This is a genomic window from Vibrio sp. 10N.247.310.98 (assembly GCF_041467395.1).
GTDB classification, from domain to species: Bacteria; Pseudomonadota; Gammaproteobacteria; order Enterobacterales; family Vibrionaceae; genus Vibrio; species Vibrio crassostreae_C.
Genome location: NZ_JBFSUL010000008.1, coordinates 80749 through 96444 on the forward strand (window position 1 = coordinate 80749; position 15696 = coordinate 96444).

At 46.4% G+C, this 15696-nt stretch carries 11 protein-coding genes; 5 read left to right on the forward strand and 6 right to left on the reverse strand.

Annotated features, from left to right (window positions below):
* The first annotated feature begins 38 nt into the window (after nucleotides 1-38).
* The gene (gene bioH / locus AB6E78_RS05600; protein WP_017063077.1) at nucleotides 39-815 is read left to right on the forward strand and encodes a pimeloyl-ACP methyl ester esterase BioH; all 777 of its coding nucleotides are present in this window, start codon (nucleotides 39-41) and stop codon (nucleotides 813-815) included.
* A gap of 353 nt (nucleotides 816-1168) precedes the next feature.
* Nucleotides 1169-1642, forward strand: a complete 474-nt coding sequence (locus tag AB6E78_RS05605) for a hypothetical protein (RefSeq protein WP_017066129.1) — start codon at nucleotides 1169-1171, stop codon at nucleotides 1640-1642.
* A 251-nt stretch (nucleotides 1643-1893) separates the two neighbouring features.
* On the opposite strand, the gene AB6E78_RS05610 is transcribed toward AB6E78_RS05605, so the two are convergent.
* The gene (locus AB6E78_RS05610) at nucleotides 1894-4224 is read right to left on the reverse strand and encodes a Tex family protein (protein WP_372132709.1); all 2331 of its coding nucleotides are present in this window, start codon (nucleotides 4222-4224) and stop codon (nucleotides 1894-1896) included.
* Between the two features lie 663 nt (nucleotides 4225-4887).
* Nucleotides 4888-5370 (reverse strand): transcription elongation factor GreB, encoded by a 483-nt coding sequence (greB, locus tag AB6E78_RS05615; RefSeq protein WP_017062470.1) that lies wholly within the window; start codon nucleotides 5368-5370, stop codon nucleotides 4888-4890.
* Nucleotides 5371-5548: 178 nt separating this feature from the next.
* On the opposite strand from greB, the gene ompR reads away from it, so the two are divergent.
* Together ompR and envZ are read left to right on the forward strand one after the other, a co-directional pair.
* Nucleotides 5549-6268: a two-component system response regulator OmpR gene (gene ompR, locus AB6E78_RS05620; RefSeq protein ID WP_008218409.1), complete on the forward strand. Its 720-nt coding sequence runs from the start codon at nucleotides 5549-5551 to the stop codon at nucleotides 6266-6268.
* Between the two features lie 153 nt (nucleotides 6269-6421).
* Nucleotides 6422-7717 carry a two-component system sensor histidine kinase EnvZ gene (envZ, locus tag AB6E78_RS05625; RefSeq protein WP_372112710.1) on the forward strand — a complete coding sequence of 432 codons (1296 nt, stop codon included), beginning with the start codon at nucleotides 6422-6424 and terminating at the stop codon, nucleotides 7715-7717.
* 77 nt (nucleotides 7718-7794) lie between these two features.
* Here the strand turns inward: envZ and recG are convergent, their stop codons facing one another.
* The 4 genes from recG to gmk all read right to left on the reverse strand — a co-directional run bounded on the left by recG (nucleotide 7795) and on the right by gmk (nucleotide 13353).
* Nucleotides 7795-9873, reverse strand: a complete 2079-nt coding sequence (recG, locus tag AB6E78_RS05630) for an ATP-dependent DNA helicase RecG (protein WP_102249009.1) — start codon at nucleotides 9871-9873, stop codon at nucleotides 7795-7797.
* Between the two features lie 298 nt (nucleotides 9874-10171).
* Nucleotides 10172-12298, reverse strand: a complete 2127-nt coding sequence (gene spoT, locus AB6E78_RS05635) for a bifunctional GTP diphosphokinase/guanosine-3',5'-bis pyrophosphate 3'-pyrophosphohydrolase (protein WP_102398526.1) — start codon at nucleotides 12296-12298, stop codon at nucleotides 10172-10174.
* A 39-nt stretch (nucleotides 12299-12337) separates the two neighbouring features.
* Entirely contained in the window at nucleotides 12338-12610 is a 273-nt protein-coding gene (gene rpoZ, locus AB6E78_RS05640; RefSeq protein ID WP_009848003.1) for a DNA-directed RNA polymerase subunit omega, read from the reverse strand.
* A gap of 119 nt (nucleotides 12611-12729) precedes the next feature.
* Nucleotides 12730-13353 carry a guanylate kinase gene (gene gmk, locus AB6E78_RS05645; protein ID WP_017062466.1) on the reverse strand — a complete coding sequence of 208 codons (624 nt, stop codon included), beginning with the start codon at nucleotides 13351-13353 and terminating at the stop codon, nucleotides 12730-12732.
* A 766-nt stretch (nucleotides 13354-14119) separates the two neighbouring features.
* Between gmk and AB6E78_RS05650 the strand changes: the two genes are divergently transcribed.
* Nucleotides 14120-15490 carry an NCS2 family permease gene (locus tag AB6E78_RS05650; protein WP_017062465.1) on the forward strand — a complete coding sequence of 457 codons (1371 nt, stop codon included), beginning with the start codon at nucleotides 14120-14122 and terminating at the stop codon, nucleotides 15488-15490.
* Nucleotides 15491-15696: the final 206 nt, after the last annotated feature.

Below are 15696 nucleotides of genomic sequence, written 5' to 3' on the forward strand. Positions count from 1 at the left end.
CGGATTATCGCTGATGGAAAAAGTAGGGAATATTGAGAATGAGTGACGCGTTATATTGGCATGTTTCTGGGCAAGGGCCTGATTTAGTACTGGTTCACGGCTGGGGAATGAACGGTGCGGTATGGCAACAAACCGTTAATGCATTACAAGCTGATTTTCGAGTGCATGTTGTCGATTTACCAGGGTATGGACACAGCGCGCACTGCCACGCTCAAGATCTTGAAGAGATTGCTCAGCAGCTTTTGGCCGAAGCACCAAAGCAAGCGATTTGGGTGGGTTGGTCACTTGGAGGCTTGGTCGCAACGCACATGGCTCTCCATCACTCAGATTACGTGAGCAAGCTGGTGACTGTCGCCAGTTCTCCCAAATTCGCCGCTGCAAAAGAGCCCGTGTTATGGCGAGGCATTCAGCCCAACGTATTAAGCGCATTCACCGAGCAACTGGTTGAAGATTTCCAAACCACCATCGAACGCTTTATGGCATTGCAAGCCATGGGCAGCCCTTCAGCAAGGCAAGATGTAAAACAACTCAAGCAAGCGGTGCTGTCTCGCCCGTTGCCGAACCCTGACTCATTATTGGCAGGATTAAAGATGCTGTCGGATGTCGATCTGCGTGAACAACTGCCTGAGATTTCAGTACCAATGCTACGCTTGTATGGTCGATTAGATGGATTGGTGCCAATCAAGGTTGCGAAAGACTTAGGCACAGCCTTGCCTCATACCGAGCAATACATATTTACCCAGTCTTCGCATGCACCGTTTATGACCGAAGCGGATGCCTTTTGCAGTGAGCTTGTCAGCTTCGCACAAAAATAATTGCTAAATATATATCCGGCTTGGTCGATATATAAGCTAATACCAATCACAGTAAGTAAGTGTTCAAAAATAGCGTAGGTAAAAGGCTTGAGAACAAGGCAGCTTTTTTTTGACAAGTAGTTTCGATAAGTAGTTATTCTACAATCAAAAAATCTAACGCCGTTATCGAGCATTTTAACAAGCTAGGATGATCAGTTATTTACTACGATTGGTATAACACCAACGTGTTGCATGATACTCAGACCTAACTCTCTCCAGAGCTGATTGCGCTAAGTTGGGCTATGCCTGTTGTGCGTTCTCGGTACAACAGTGTTATGGCAATATTGATGGGCGATTCTTGAGGAGAGTTCGCGATGATTGTGTCACCTGCAACTGCAGTGAGTGTGCCACTAATCGCCCCGTCCGTTAATGTGCAAACAGAGCAAGTTGCGCGTGATAATAGAGTCCGAGAACCTATTGCTCCCGCAGTAGCATTGGCGAGAACCAATGCAGAGCGTAAGGTAAAATCAGACGATAAACGAAGGCAGCAGTCGGCTTGGGATCCTTCAGACCATCCAGGTTATGAAATGGAGAACGAGTCAGAGGCCAATTCGGTTAGCCAAGAAGAGCCACAAGACCCTTTTGATCGGCTGTTCAGCTTATTGGCACTGAAAACATACAGTGCTGATCAAGGCAAAGGTTATACCATGCGTTTCCGCCTGCCAAAGCATGTTTTAGATGCGGCGATTCAGGAAGGACAGATGGAGAAACGACGTAAGGTCATAAAGTATCATTATGGTCATGCTGTTGCGCCTCATGCTCCGTCAGAGATGTTGGTCGTATTATAATTATACTCTTCATACTTGAAGCTGCAGCGTTGTTAACTGCGTAAGTTCACCCTAATCACATAGAACCCCTATGCTCATAGGGCTGAACTTACTTGTTGCCTAGCTGCAACTCCAATTATTTTGAGTATAAACACGAAGAATACAACCAAGCTTCGATGTCTTTTTTGAACACATAATAAAAAAACCTGCATACCCTAAGGGATGCAGGTTTTCTGTTTTAAGCACATCAGCTTTTTAGATGAGCTAATGGATTACTTTTTCGCTTTAGCAAAAGCGGCAGCGAATGCTCCACCCATTGCAGCGTTTTGTTGCGGCTCTTCACGACGGCGTTGGCCACCTTGCGAGTTTTGATTCGAGCGGTTTTGTGTACGAGGTGCACTTGAACGTTGAGCACGGTTGTCTTGTCCCGGCTCGTCCTTCATACGCATGCTTAGTGCAATACGTTTACGCTGAACATCCACTTCCATCACCTTCACTTTCACGATGTCGCCCGCTTTAACCACTTCACGTGGGTCAGAGACAAAGCGATCGGTGAGCGCTGAAATATGCACTAAGCCATCTTGGTGAACACCAATATCAACGAAGGCACCAAAGTTAGCCACGTTCGATACCACACCTTCTAAAATCATGCCCGGTTCTAGATCTGAAACACTGTTTACGCCATCGGCGAAGGTTGCAGTCTTGAACTCAGGGCGAGGGTCGCGTCCCGGCTTATCCAGCTCCTTGATGATGTCGGTGACCGTTGGAACACCAAAGTTTTCATTGGTGTAATCAACCGCGTGCAAACCACGTAAGAAGTCGGTGTTACCCACCAGAGATTTGATGTCTTTGTGGTTTTTCTCAGCGATGCTTTTCACTACTGGGTAAGCTTCTGGGTGAACCGATGATGCATCCAGTGGGTTTTTGCCATCCATAATACGTAGGAAACCAGCACACTGTTCAAAGGCTTTTGGCCCTAAGCGAGCGACTTTCTTTAGCGTAGTACGTGCTTCGAAGCGACCATTCTCATCACGGAAATCCACGATGTTCTGAGCGATGGTGCTAGAAAGGCCGGCTACGCGAGTAAGTAGCGCGGCAGACGCTGTATTCACATCAACGCCTACGGCGTTTACACAGTCTTCGACAATCGCATCTAGGCGCTTAGCGAGCATAGTTTGGCTCACATCGTGTTGGTATTGGCCCACACCGATCGATTTAGGGTCAATCTTCACTAGCTCTGCCAGTGGATCTTGCAGACGACGAGCAATAGACACCGCACCACGAATTGATACATCCATGTTCGGGAACTCTTTTGCAGCTAGTTCAGACGCGGAATACACCGATGCGCCCGCTTCGCTAACAATGATCTTTTGCGCTTTTAGGTTGCCGCGTTTAATTACGTCAGCCACAAAGCTGTCGGTTTCGCGTGAAGCCGTACCGTTACCAATCGCAATCAAATCAACATTGAATTGACGAACCATCTGCTCAACCACGTGTGCCGATTTGTCGTATTGCTTTTGAGGTGGGTGAGGGTAAATCGTTTCTGTTGCCAGAACCTTACCGGTTGAATCCACGACAGCGATTTTCGAACCGGTACGTAAACCCGGGTCCAAGCCTAAGGTTGCTCGAGGGCCAGCTGGCGCTGCCATGAGTAGGTCTTTTAGGTTGGTTGCGAATACTTCAATCGCTTCGATCTCAGCACGCTCTTTCATCGCACCCATCAATTCTGTTTCCATGTGCATAGAAACCTTGATGCGCCATGCCCAGCTAATCACTTGCTTACGCCATGCATCCGCAGGTGCGCTGCTTAAGGTAATACCGTAGTGATCAGAGATGATGTTTTCGCAGTAAGAACCACGTACACCTTCTTCTTGCTCTGGGTCTGCGTTCATTGCCAGTGTTAGGAAGCCTTCATTGCGGCCACGTAACATGGCAAGTGCACGGTGAGACGGTACTTTGCTCAGAGCTTCGTTGTGCTCGAAGTAGTCTTTGAACTTCTCGCCTTCTTGCTCTTTACCTGTCACTACACGAGCGACTAGCTCTGAGTTGCGTGTTAGGTGTTGGCGAATCTTTTCTAGTAGGTTTGCGTCTTCCGCAATGCGTTCCATGATGATCGCACGAGCACCATCGAGAGCAGCTTTGGTATCGGCAATGCCTTTATCGTTGCTGATGAAGTTCGCCGCTTCCGTTTCTGGATCGTGCTGTGGTTCATTCCACAGTGTGTCGGCAAGTGGTTCTAAGCCTGCTTCGATAGCAATTTGACCTTTAGTGCGACGCTTTGGTTTGTATGGCAGGTATAAATCTTCTAAGCGAGTCTTGCTGTCAGCCTGAGTTATATCACGCTCGAGTTCTGGCGTGAGTTTTCCTTGGTCTTGAATCGACTTAAGAATTGTTTGGCGACGATCGTCTAGCTCGCGAAGGTATGAAAGGCGGCTATCAAGGTTACGTAGTTGGGTATCGTCTAAGCCACCCGTAACTTCTTTACGGTAGCGGGCAATAAAGGGAACGGTGTTACCGTCGTCAATTAGGTTTACTGCGGCAGTGACTTGCTCAGAACGGACATTCAGTTCTTCAGCGATCAGTCGACAGATAGCTTGGCTCATCCGATGAATCTCTTATTTAATATCATGACAAATACATGGGGGTGAGCGTACGCTTTTTCTAGCTTTGGCTGTGTAATTATCCTGTCAGAAGTCGAATTTCCGTTTCTGATACCCGCTTTGTGCGAGATCTCTTACAAGTGATGTGAGACTAAGTCGCTTTAGACCGATGAAATCGTCTTGATGTTACACTAAGTTGCTGATTTTATTTGATTGTGTGTTTGTGGGCGTATTTCTCACCTGAAATGTTTTTTAAGACTATCTAGGAAACACGGCCATTTGCCGTAATATTTAACTTGTCGACAGGGAGTTGGCAGGAACAGGAAAAAGCCTAATGGACTAGGTATCTTCAGGATGAAGATTTGATTACTTAGGATGAGTGGTCAGCAAGGAAGTGATAATCTCTGGATGAGATTCGCCAGTCAGGATGACAGGCTAGAATGGACACCGCTAGGATGGCGATGAACAAAAAGGAAATTGGTTAAAGGATTTAGCCACTATCAAGGAAAGATGCAGGGAGCACCTTATCTCGAAGAGATAAACAGTAGCCGGATTGCTGCGATAGAGACTTAACCCCGCTAGGCGAAAGCCTTGCGGGGTTTTCTTTTATCTGGAGTTTGGGTTTGCTGAACACTCAGTTTATCGCTAAGTGTTTATTAAGTTTGGTTATTCGTTGTCTGCGTAGCGAATCGAGTTAATGAACCACTCTTTGTCGCCTTCCGGTGTTTTTACCGTAAACTCGTCATCTACTTCTTTCTTGAGCAGAGCTCTAGCCATTGGTGAGTCGATAGAGATATAGCCTTTAGCATCGCCGTAGATCTCTTCTGGGCCGACAATTCGAAACTTCTTAATTTCCCCATCATCATTCTCAATTTCGACCCAAGCACCGAAAAATACCTTACCTTCTTGTTGTGGCGAGTAATCAACGATCGTGACATCAGGTAGGAACTTTCTTAAAAAACGCACTCGGCGATCGATCTGACGAAGTAGACGCTTATTGAAGGTGTAATCTGCGTTTTCTGAGCGATCTCCAAGGCTTGCCGCCCAAGTGACTATCTTAGTAATTTCAGGGCGTTTCTCGTGCCATAAGTGGTCATGTTCTGCTTTGAGCTTGTTATAACCTTCTCGAGTAATAAGTTTGGTTTTCATAAATCTGACTTAATGAAATGATGATCTAAGATAGAATATATAGAAAGGCAACATACGTTAACAATTATTTAGGCGACTTTTTCTCCAATAATGTTACATTTTTAATGTCTTATACCAATATACAATTTACCAAGAATGCTTAACCTTAGGTTTAAGCTTTAATAGGTGGAACCATTACATGCAAGAAAACTACAAAATTTTAGTGGTCGATGACGATGCTCGTTTACGTGCACTGTTAGAGCGCTATCTGTCAGAGCAGGGCTTTCAAGTGCGTAGCGTGGCAAACAGTGAGCAGATGGACCGCCTGTTAACCCGTGAAAATTTTCACTTGATGGTATTGGATTTAATGTTGCCGGGCGAAGATGGTCTATCGATCTGTCGTCGTCTACGAAACGCAAACAACTCGCTACCAATCCTGATGCTTACTGCAAAGGGTGATGAAGTGGATCGCATTGTGGGCTTGGAAGTGGGTGCTGATGATTACCTGCCAAAACCATTTAATCCACGTGAACTGCTTGCTCGTATTAAAGCTGTACTGCGTCGCCAAGTCATTGAAGCACCGGGTGCACCAAGCACAGAAGAGTCTGTGGTTGAGTTTGGTGAGTTCCGCTTGAACTTAGGTACTCGCGAAATGTTCCGCGGTGAAGAGCCAATGCCGCTTACTTCGGGTGAATTTGCGGTTCTTAAGTCCTTGGTAACGAATGCTCGTGAGCCAATGTCTCGCGATAAGCTGATGAACATGGCTCGTGGCCGTGAGTATTCAGCAATGGAACGTTCTATCGATGTTCAGATTTCACGTCTGCGTCGTCTAGTTGAAGAAGATCCAAGCAAACCTCGCTACATCCAAACGGTGTGGGGCTTGGGTTATGTATTCGTTCCAGATGGCAAAGCTGTGTAATTCAGCTTAATAAGCTCTACAGTAGCTTTATCGATTCTGTGAATCTTACGGGTCATCTCATTAATATGCGATGGCCCGTTTTCTATTCAGCACAATGGTTTAGAGTTATAGTCATATAACACTTTCTTTATCTTTCTACATCTCGGGTACCCCATGCGTATACGTAGCTCCTTTACTCAGTCGATAGTGCTTTTCTTAACGCTATTGGTCGCTAGCCAAATTTTTTCTTATTACGCGGTGTTTAACTATGCGTTGATGCCAAGTTTGCAGCAGTTTAATAAGATTTTGGCTCACGAGCTAAACCTGGTATTGGACCAAGGCAGTGATATCGAGATCGATGCGCCATTGCGTCAGCGTGTGCTTGAACAGCTCGGGGTAACCGTTCACGCCAAGGGCAGCGAAGCGGCGGGTGAGTATTACCACGCCGTTGCGATTGACTTGATGAGCGAGGAGATGACCAAAGAGCTGGGTTCTGAAACCGAAGTGCGGCTGATCTTGGGGAAAGAGAGTTATGTACTGTGGATGGACATTGCGCAGTTACCCAACTCTTTAATTCGTATTCCGTTATCAGAGCTGCAAGAAGAGGATTTTGCACCACTGTTTCGTAACAGTCTGATCATGGCGCTGTTGATTGTCGCAGGTGGTTGGCTGTTTATCCGATTGCAAAACCGTCCGTTGATTGCGCTGGAGAAAGCCGCGCAAGGTGTCGGGCGAGGTGATATTCCACCACCCCTGCCAGTACAAGGTGCGCAAGAGATTCGTTCAGTAACCCGAGCCTTTAATCAGATGTCGAAAGGTATCCAAGAACTTGAAGAAGACCGCGCTTTGTTGATGGCAGGTATCAGTCATGATTTACGTACTCCGTTAACGCGTATTCGTTTAGCGACTGAGATGATGTCACCAGAAGACAGTTACTTAGCGGAAGGCATCATCAGTGATACTGAAGAGTGTAACGAGATCATCAGCCAGTTTATGGACTACTTAAAACCCGTTGATCGAGATTCATTCCAAGCGGTGTTTGTTGACGATATTGCTCGCGAGGTTTCTAGCTCTGAAGGTGGATACGAAGTGCAGATTGAAACTGATATTCCGGAATCAATGAAGCCCGCGCTTGGTAACCCAATTGCGATGAAGCGTGCGGTGAGTAACTTGGTAGTAAATGCGCTGCGTTATGGTAATGGTTGGGTCAAAGTGTCTACCGGCATGACGGCGGATAATAAACTTGCTTGGGTAACGGTAGAAGATAATGGTCCAGGTATCCCGCAGGATCAGATCGGGAAGTTGTTTGAACCGTTCACGCGTGGTGACACGGCTCGTGGTAGCGAAGGAACGGGCTTGGGCTTAGCAATTGTGAAACGTATTGTCAGCCAACATCAAGGTGCGGTAGTCGTGAATAATCGTAGTGAAGGTGGCTTAAAAGCGCAGATCAGTTTCCCTGTTAAGCCCTAGAACTGAAAGTTTACTAGCACTAAAAAGGCTTCCTTGAAGGGAAGCCTTTTTGTCTTTTTATGCAGTCTCAGCGTTAGCTAAGCCTTGGAATAAACATCGCGCTCGCCTAGCCAGCGGTTGATGATCGCCTTGGCGTTGTCTGGGTAGCTATCGTGAATATGACGAGCAATACGCTGCACTTCAGGGATCAAACGTTGGTCTCGCACTAAGTCGGCAATCTTAAAATCGGCCAAGCCTGTTTGTTTGGTACCAAGCAGTTCGCCGGGGCCACGGATCTCTAAATCACGCTGAGCTATCACAAAGCCATCGTTACTTTCACGTAGCACACCTAGGCGTTTCTGAGCGGTTTTAGACAGCGGAGAGTGATACAACAATACACAATGACTTGCGACCGAACCTCGGCCGACACGGCCACGCAGTTGGTGCAGTTGCGCTAGGCCAAGACGTTCTGGGTTCTCGATGATCATTAAGCTCGAATTCGGAACATCCACACCAACTTCAATCACGGTTGTCGCAACCAATAGATGCAGCTTGTTCTCTTTGAATTCCTGCATTACTGCTTGCTTCTCGGCGGGCTTCATTCGGCCGTGCACGAGACCAATTTTGACGTCAGGCAGTTTGCGTTGCAGCTCTTCAGCAGTATCAGCTGCAGCTTGAGCTTCCAGTACTTCCGATTCATCAATCAGCGTACATACCCAGTAGGCTTGTTTGCCTTCATTGAGACACGCATTTTTCACACGTTCAACAATGTCATCGCGCTTGGTATCAGGAATTGCCACGGTTTGAATTGGGGTTCGTCCCGGTGGCAGTTCATCAATAATCGAAGTTTCGAGGTCGGCATAGGCCGTCATTGCTAACGTTCGTGGGATTGGGGTAGCGGTCATGACCAACTGATGGGGGTAGTAGCCTTGCTTTGCGCCTTTCTCACGTAGCTCTAATCGCTGGTGGACACCAAATCGGTGTTGCTCATCAATGATCACTAAACCAAGGTTTTTGAACTCGACATGCTCTTGGAACAGGGCATGAGTACCGACCACCATTTGCGCTTCGCCACTGGCAATACGTGTTAGTTCAGTTTCACGAGCTTTGCCTTTGAGCTTACCTGCTAGCCATCCAACTTGAATACCCATTGCCTCAAACCAGTTGGCAAAGTTAATCGCGTGTTGTTCTGCGAGTAGTTCAGTGGGTGCCATAAGTGCTACTTGTTGACCGTGTTCCAATGCGCGAACCGCCGCCAGTGCAGCGACTAAGGTTTTACCAGAGCCCACATCACCTTGCACTAAACGCATCATAGGATGCGGCTTTTCCAAGTCAGCTTCGATCTCTTTGGTCACTCGTGCTTGGGCATTGGTTGGTGAAAACGGCAGCTGAGCCAGTAGCTTATCTTTAAGGGTGTTTACTGGAGGAAAAGGCATTGCCTTGTCTTGCTGCCCTTTGCTACGAACAGACAACATAGACAGGTTTTGAGCCAGTAACTCTTCCATAATTAGGCGCAGTTGCGCAGGGTGCTTGCCTTCATCAAACAGCTCTAGGTCAATGCCCGGGGGCGGCCTGTGAATGGTATGCAGTGCTTGTGCGAGGGTAATTTGGTGGTCGTATAAACCTGATGGGAGAAGCTCGTTAACTGCGGCCTTGTCGATTAGCTCTAAGGCTTGATCGGTAAGATTACGCAGCGTGACTTGTCTTAGCCCTTCGGTGGTTGGGTACACCGGAGTCAGATTGGCTTCAACGTCTGGCTGTTGCCTCGGCGCAAAGAATTTGTAGTCAGGGTGGACGATCTCAAGCCCCATATTACCGCGCTTGATCTCACCATAAGCATGCACTTGTTTGCCTTCGGCAAAGTTATTCTTCATGCCTGCAGTGAAGTTGAAAAAACGCAGTGTAATAGTGCCATTACCATCACTGATCTTTACTGCGAGCATCTTACGTTTACCGAAAATGGTATCGACGTGCATTACCTTGCCTTGCACTGCTGCCCATAAACCAGCATGCAGTTTTACGATTGGATAGATACGCGTTCGATCTTCGTAGCGCAAAGGCAGGTGAAACAGTAAATCTTGTACGTTGTTAAGCCCAACCTTCTCCAGTTTCTCTGCGACTTTTGCGCCGACTCCAGATAAAGAGTTGAGAGGGATAGCAGATAAAAGCTGTGACATAACAAGGCTCATAAACATAAGAGAGATAATCTATTCAAGCATTTTACTGGATTTTTGTACAGGATAAAGCGTAAGAGCAGATTAGAAGCAGATACGGGATTCGAGTAAACGAGATTCGAAGGGATTAAGAGCAGGTTCGGGATTCGGGTAAACGAGACACGAAGGAATGAAGAGCAGATACGGGGTACGAGTAAACGAGATACGAAAAGATTAAAAAAGATGTGGAGCCAAGATGGTGAGTCACGAAGTCTTTTGCTCTTCGCATCTCGCCATCTCGAATCCCTCATCTTTACTTTGATCAGTTCTTACGACGTCTTACTTTCAGCGCGTGTGGCATCACACGTAGCTTTTTCATAATACTTGCAAGGTGAACACGATCTTTGGTGGTCAGCAAGATAGTCACTGTGTACAGGCGTCCATCACGTTCTTCGGTTGAAATACCGTGAATGTTAGAGCCTGTTTTTGAGATAACGTTAGTTAACTCAGCCAGTGCACCTTGGTGGTTCTGCAGATCAACCTGAAGTTCAGCGGTGAACTCTTGGTCGTAATCGTCAGACCATTCAACCGCCATGTATTTGTCTGGTTCTTTCTGGTAACCACGAACGTTTGGACACGTTTCACGGTGAACCACAAGGCCACGACCTGGCGATACATGGGCAATGATGTGATCATCTGGAATTGGGTGACAACAGTTAGCGAACGTCAGTAGTAGACCTTCAGCACCACGGATAGCCAATTTCTTCCTTGGTGTGTCGCTGTTGTTTTCCACTTCAGTCAGTTCGTCAGCATCACCCAGTAGACGACGAGCAATAACGATACTCATCAGCTCACCAAGACCAATCGATGCCAGTAAGTCTTCAACATTGTCTAGGCGAAGATCAGACAATACGTGGTCAATATTCTCTTGGCCGATATCGGCAATAGAGTGTTCGCCAAGTGCATGATTCAGTAAACGACGGCCTAGCGTGATCGACTCTTCACGACGCATGGTTTTTAGAACCTGACGGATCTTAGTACGCGCACGTGATGTCACCACGTAGTTGAGCCATGCTGCATTCGGACGTGCGCCCGGAGCACTGATGATCTCAATAGTTTGACCGTTCTTCAGCGATTTGCTCAGTGGGTAAGGGTTCATGTCTACACGAGCACCTACACACATGTTGCCGACATCGGTATGTACCGCGTAAGCAAAATCGACCGCTGTTGCGCCCGCAGGAAGTTCGACAATGCGACCTTTCGGCGTGAACACAAAGATCTCATCAGGGAACAGATCAGACTTAACGTTTTCAATGAATTCGAATGAGTTACCTGCGCTTTGTTGCAGCTCAAGTAAGCTCTGCATCCAACGTTGTGCTTTAACCTGTGCGGTTGTACCATTACTGCTGCGTGAGCCGTTGCCTTTGTAAGACCAGTGCGCCGCGACACCTTTGTCTGCCATTTGATCCATATCTTCAGTACGGATCTGAACCTCAACTGGCACCCCGTGAGGGCCGATCATTGACGTGTGCAGAGATTGGTAGCCGTTGGCTTTTGGTACCGCAATATAATCTTTCATGCGGCCAGGACGAGGCTTGTACAGGCTGTGAGCCTGACCAAGTACGCGATAACAAGTATCTGGAGTATCAACCACGACGCGGAAAGCGTAGATGTCCATAATGGTGTGGAAGCGCTGCTCTTTAGTTTTCATCTTGTTGTAGATGGAGAACAGGTTCTTTTCACGACCAAGTACGCGAGCTGGTAAACCGACCTCTTCAAGGCGGCCTTCAATTTCGCTATGGATACGTTGGATCATTTCCTTACGGTTACCACGCGCAGCTTTCACTACGTTTTTAAGTACGCGATAACGGTTAGGATAGAGGGCTTCAAAGCCTAACTCTTCTAGTTCGGTCTTGATGTTATGAATACCAAGACGGTGAGCTAGTGGAGAATAAATCTCTAGGGTTTCACGAGCAATACGACGCTTTTTGTCAGGACGAAGTGCCCCAAGCGTGCGCATGTTGTGAGTACGGTCAGCTAATTTGATCAAGATAACGCGGATGTCTTGCACCATGGCGAGAACCATCTTGCGGAAGTTCTCTGCTTGCGCTTCTTTGCGATCACGAAATTTAAGCTTATCCAGCTTAGATACACCATCAACCAATTCAGCAACGGTATTGCCAAATTTTTCCTCTAGATCTTCTTTAGTGACATCACAGTCTTCGATGACATCATGAAGCAGAGCAGCTTGCAGGGTTTCGATATCCAGACGCATTTCTGCCAGGATTCTTGAAACAGCTACAGGGTGGATAATGTATGGTTCACCGCTTGAGCGGGTTTGCCCTTCATGGGCGTCTCTCGCTACCACATAAGATTGACGCAGAGCCTCAATTTGAGGCTCTGTTAGGTATTCTTGGGCAACGTCTTTGAGGCTATCGAATAGATACAAATTAAAGGCCCGGAAGGTTAATTAGTTCGAATGACGTTCTTAACGAGTGTGAGCGATGCTGCTTACTGCTGCAAGTTCAGCCGCTTCTTGCTCTTGTTGCTCTTGACGTTCACGAGCATCTAGTACGTCTTTAGTGATAAGACCTTCTTCGATTTCGCGAAGAGCGATAACCGTTGGCTTATCGTTTTCTTCAGGCACTAGTGAATCTTTACCGCCAGTTTGCATTTGACGTGCGCGGCGAGCCGCAATAAGAACTAGGTCGAAACGGTTGCCAACTTTTTCAACAGCGTCTTGAACAGTTACGCGTGCCATGAGGACTCCAAATAGTAATTAACTAATAAATTTTTGATGACGAGAAAGTATACAAGTTTAACTAGATACTTTCTAGATCACCGTATACTTATCTCAATAGAAAATCTAGGGGATCTAGATTATTCCGCTAATAAAGCAGTAAGCATGCCGCTGTATTTCGCTGCTTGCTTATCTTCTTTTAAGCGTTCCGCACGAATGATAGCTCTGAAGTCCATTAGGGCTGCATCAAAGTCGTCATTCACGATCACATAATCATATTCTGCATAGTGAGAAATCTCTGATTTTGCTTCGCTCATGCGTTTCGCAATAACTTCGTCGCTGTCTTGACCGCGAACATTCAAACGACGCTCTAGTTCACCATTTGATGGTGGAAGAATGAATACACTCTTCGCTTGAGGCATTTGTTCACGGATCTGACGAGCACCTTGCCAGTCGATATCTAGGAATACATCGATACCGCGGTTTAGGTTTTCTTCAATCCAAACGCGTGAAGTACCGTAGTAGTTGCCGAACACTTCAGCGTACTCTAGGAATTCACCTTTAGTAATAAGGTCTTCAAAATGATGCTTCTCTACGAAGTGGTAGTGAACACCATTTTCTTCACCAGGGCGCATACCGCGAGTGGTGTGTGAAACAGATACCTTCATTGCGTAGGTTGGATTGGTTTCTAGCATTGCTGAGATCAAGCTCGACTTACCTGCGCCACTAGGTGCAGATACGATGTAAAGAGTACCTTTGCCCATCTGTATATTTCCACTGTTGGTTGGATTGAGTGAAGGCAATAAACCTACACTTTAAAAGATAGCACTGACTCTAATTTTTGTTCCGATGGCGCATCTACTAATTGTGCCGTTGGTTACGTCTATAAAGAGATAACGAGTAAAACTAATAGAAGCAACTGGTGAAAATTAGGTCAGAAAAATGGAGGCGAAGAGTAGCATATTTAGATGATTGAGAACAACTGGCTTGATCGTTATTTATCAGCAAATGATCTTCTCAAAGATCTTTGTATAAATGTAATGACTCGTCATCGGTACTTTTTTATGTGATCTGGACAAAATTTGTTGAAGTTTTAATCTCAATCCTTACAATCCGCGCAAACGATTAAATGCTGTATATATCTAGGGTCTGTTGACCTTTCGCGATGGAGTTTTGTTCGAGAAAAAATCGTTTTAGGCGCGGCAAGGAGTTTGTAGCCTAGTATTCTAAGTAAAGACTCCTTAACAAAGCATAAAACGATTTTAGCCGAACCCTTCGGGCAGCGTTTGTTGGTGATTTCTACTGCGTTATCGACTTCTTATGTAGGCTAGCTACACTTCAAAGTCTCTGCCTTGTAGAAATCCCCAACAACTCGCTGCAAAAATCATCTCGAAGGGCCAACAGACCCTACTAGACTAGATGTTTCTACTACCGAGCCTACCTTGGTGACTACAGTTTTTAGTGTAGAGACCTCTCTATTCACACAGCATTTGAATCACCAAATTCTTAATTTATTGCAAAGGTTTTGTTGTGAGTACCGATTCCACCCTGAAAGCCCAGAACACCTCTGGCTCGCTTGATTCGATGTTTAAAATCACTGAAAGAAAAACCACGATTGGCACTGAGCTGTATGCGGGTTTCATTACTTTCTTGGCGATGAGTTACATTCTGGCGGTTAACCCAGCAATTTTGGGTGATATTCCAGGCATGGACAAAGGTGCCGTGTTTACTGCAACGGCTCTGTCTGCGGCAATCGCAACCCTAATTATGGGCATTTGGGGCAACTACCCTGTAATGCTAGCGCCGGGCATGAGTATGAACGGCTTTTTCAAAGGTCTGCTGTTAAGTGGATCTGTTGCCGTGCTTTGGAATGAAGCGCTGTTCGGTATCTTCCTATCTGGTATTTTGTACCTTGCGTTCTCATTGACCAATATTCGTAAATCGATGATTGAATCGATTCCTGAAGATTTGAAGTTGGCGATTACCGTGTCTCTCGGACTGTTCATTGCTTTCTTAGGTCTTAAGAATGCGGGCATCATCGTTTCTAACCCATTCGTATTGGTAGGCTTAGGCGACATTTCTGATCCAAAAGTGATCATCGCTTACGTGAGCATCTTCATCGCACTGGGTTGTATGGTTCGTGACATCAAGCTAGCAACGTTCATCTCATTCGTTTCTGCTATCGTGTTGACGATTCTTGCTGACGTCTTCATGGGCACTTCAAACGCACCAATCCCAGAGCAGTTCATTGCTATGCCACCAAGCATGGCTGGCAGCTTCGGCGCTATCTTCGATTTCTCTGCTTTCACGCCAGAGAAAATGTTCGACTTACTGTTCATCGTACTTATCTTCTTGATTGTCGATTTCTTTGATGGCTTGAGCACCATTGTCGGCGTTGGCCGTGATGCGGGTATCATCGATAAAGACGGCAAGGTGCCAAACGCGAAATCGGCTCTAGTAGCAGATGCGGGCGGTACTGTGATTGGTTCAATTCTTGGTACCACATCGATCACTGCTTTCTCTGAGTCTGGCATCGCTTCTTCTCAAGGTGCAAAAACGGGTTTGGCAGCAGTCATGGTGGCTGGTCTGTTCCTAATCTCGCTATTCCTATACCCAATCTTCTCTATCTTCTCGGCTGCAATGGTTGCACCGGCGATGGTAGTAGTCGGCATCTACATGGTAGGTCGTCTTGGTCAGATCAACTGGGAAAAGAAAGAGTCACGCATTGCAGCCTTCTTTACCATCATGTTCACAGTGCTAAGCTTCTCTCCAGCGAACGGTATGGCGATGGGCTTCATCAGCTACGCATTCACAATGGTTGTGGCAGGTAAGCGCAAAGAAGTACACCCGCTTATCTACGGACTGTGTGTGGTGTTCTTAACTTACCTGATTCTGCTTTAAGGCTAATTAGTCACTAAGAAGTCGCTAAGTAAAAGACAAACAGATGGCTCTGCAGTGAATGCGGGGCCATTTTTGTATTTGTTGCTTTTTACCGTTGCTTCTTAATGTTGGTTACCGATGAGTTGATGGCGTTAGCCTAAAGTCGGTGCTTTGACAGTACGCGACTTATATTGATGCATGCTATTGTAGAGACTGGATTAATTATT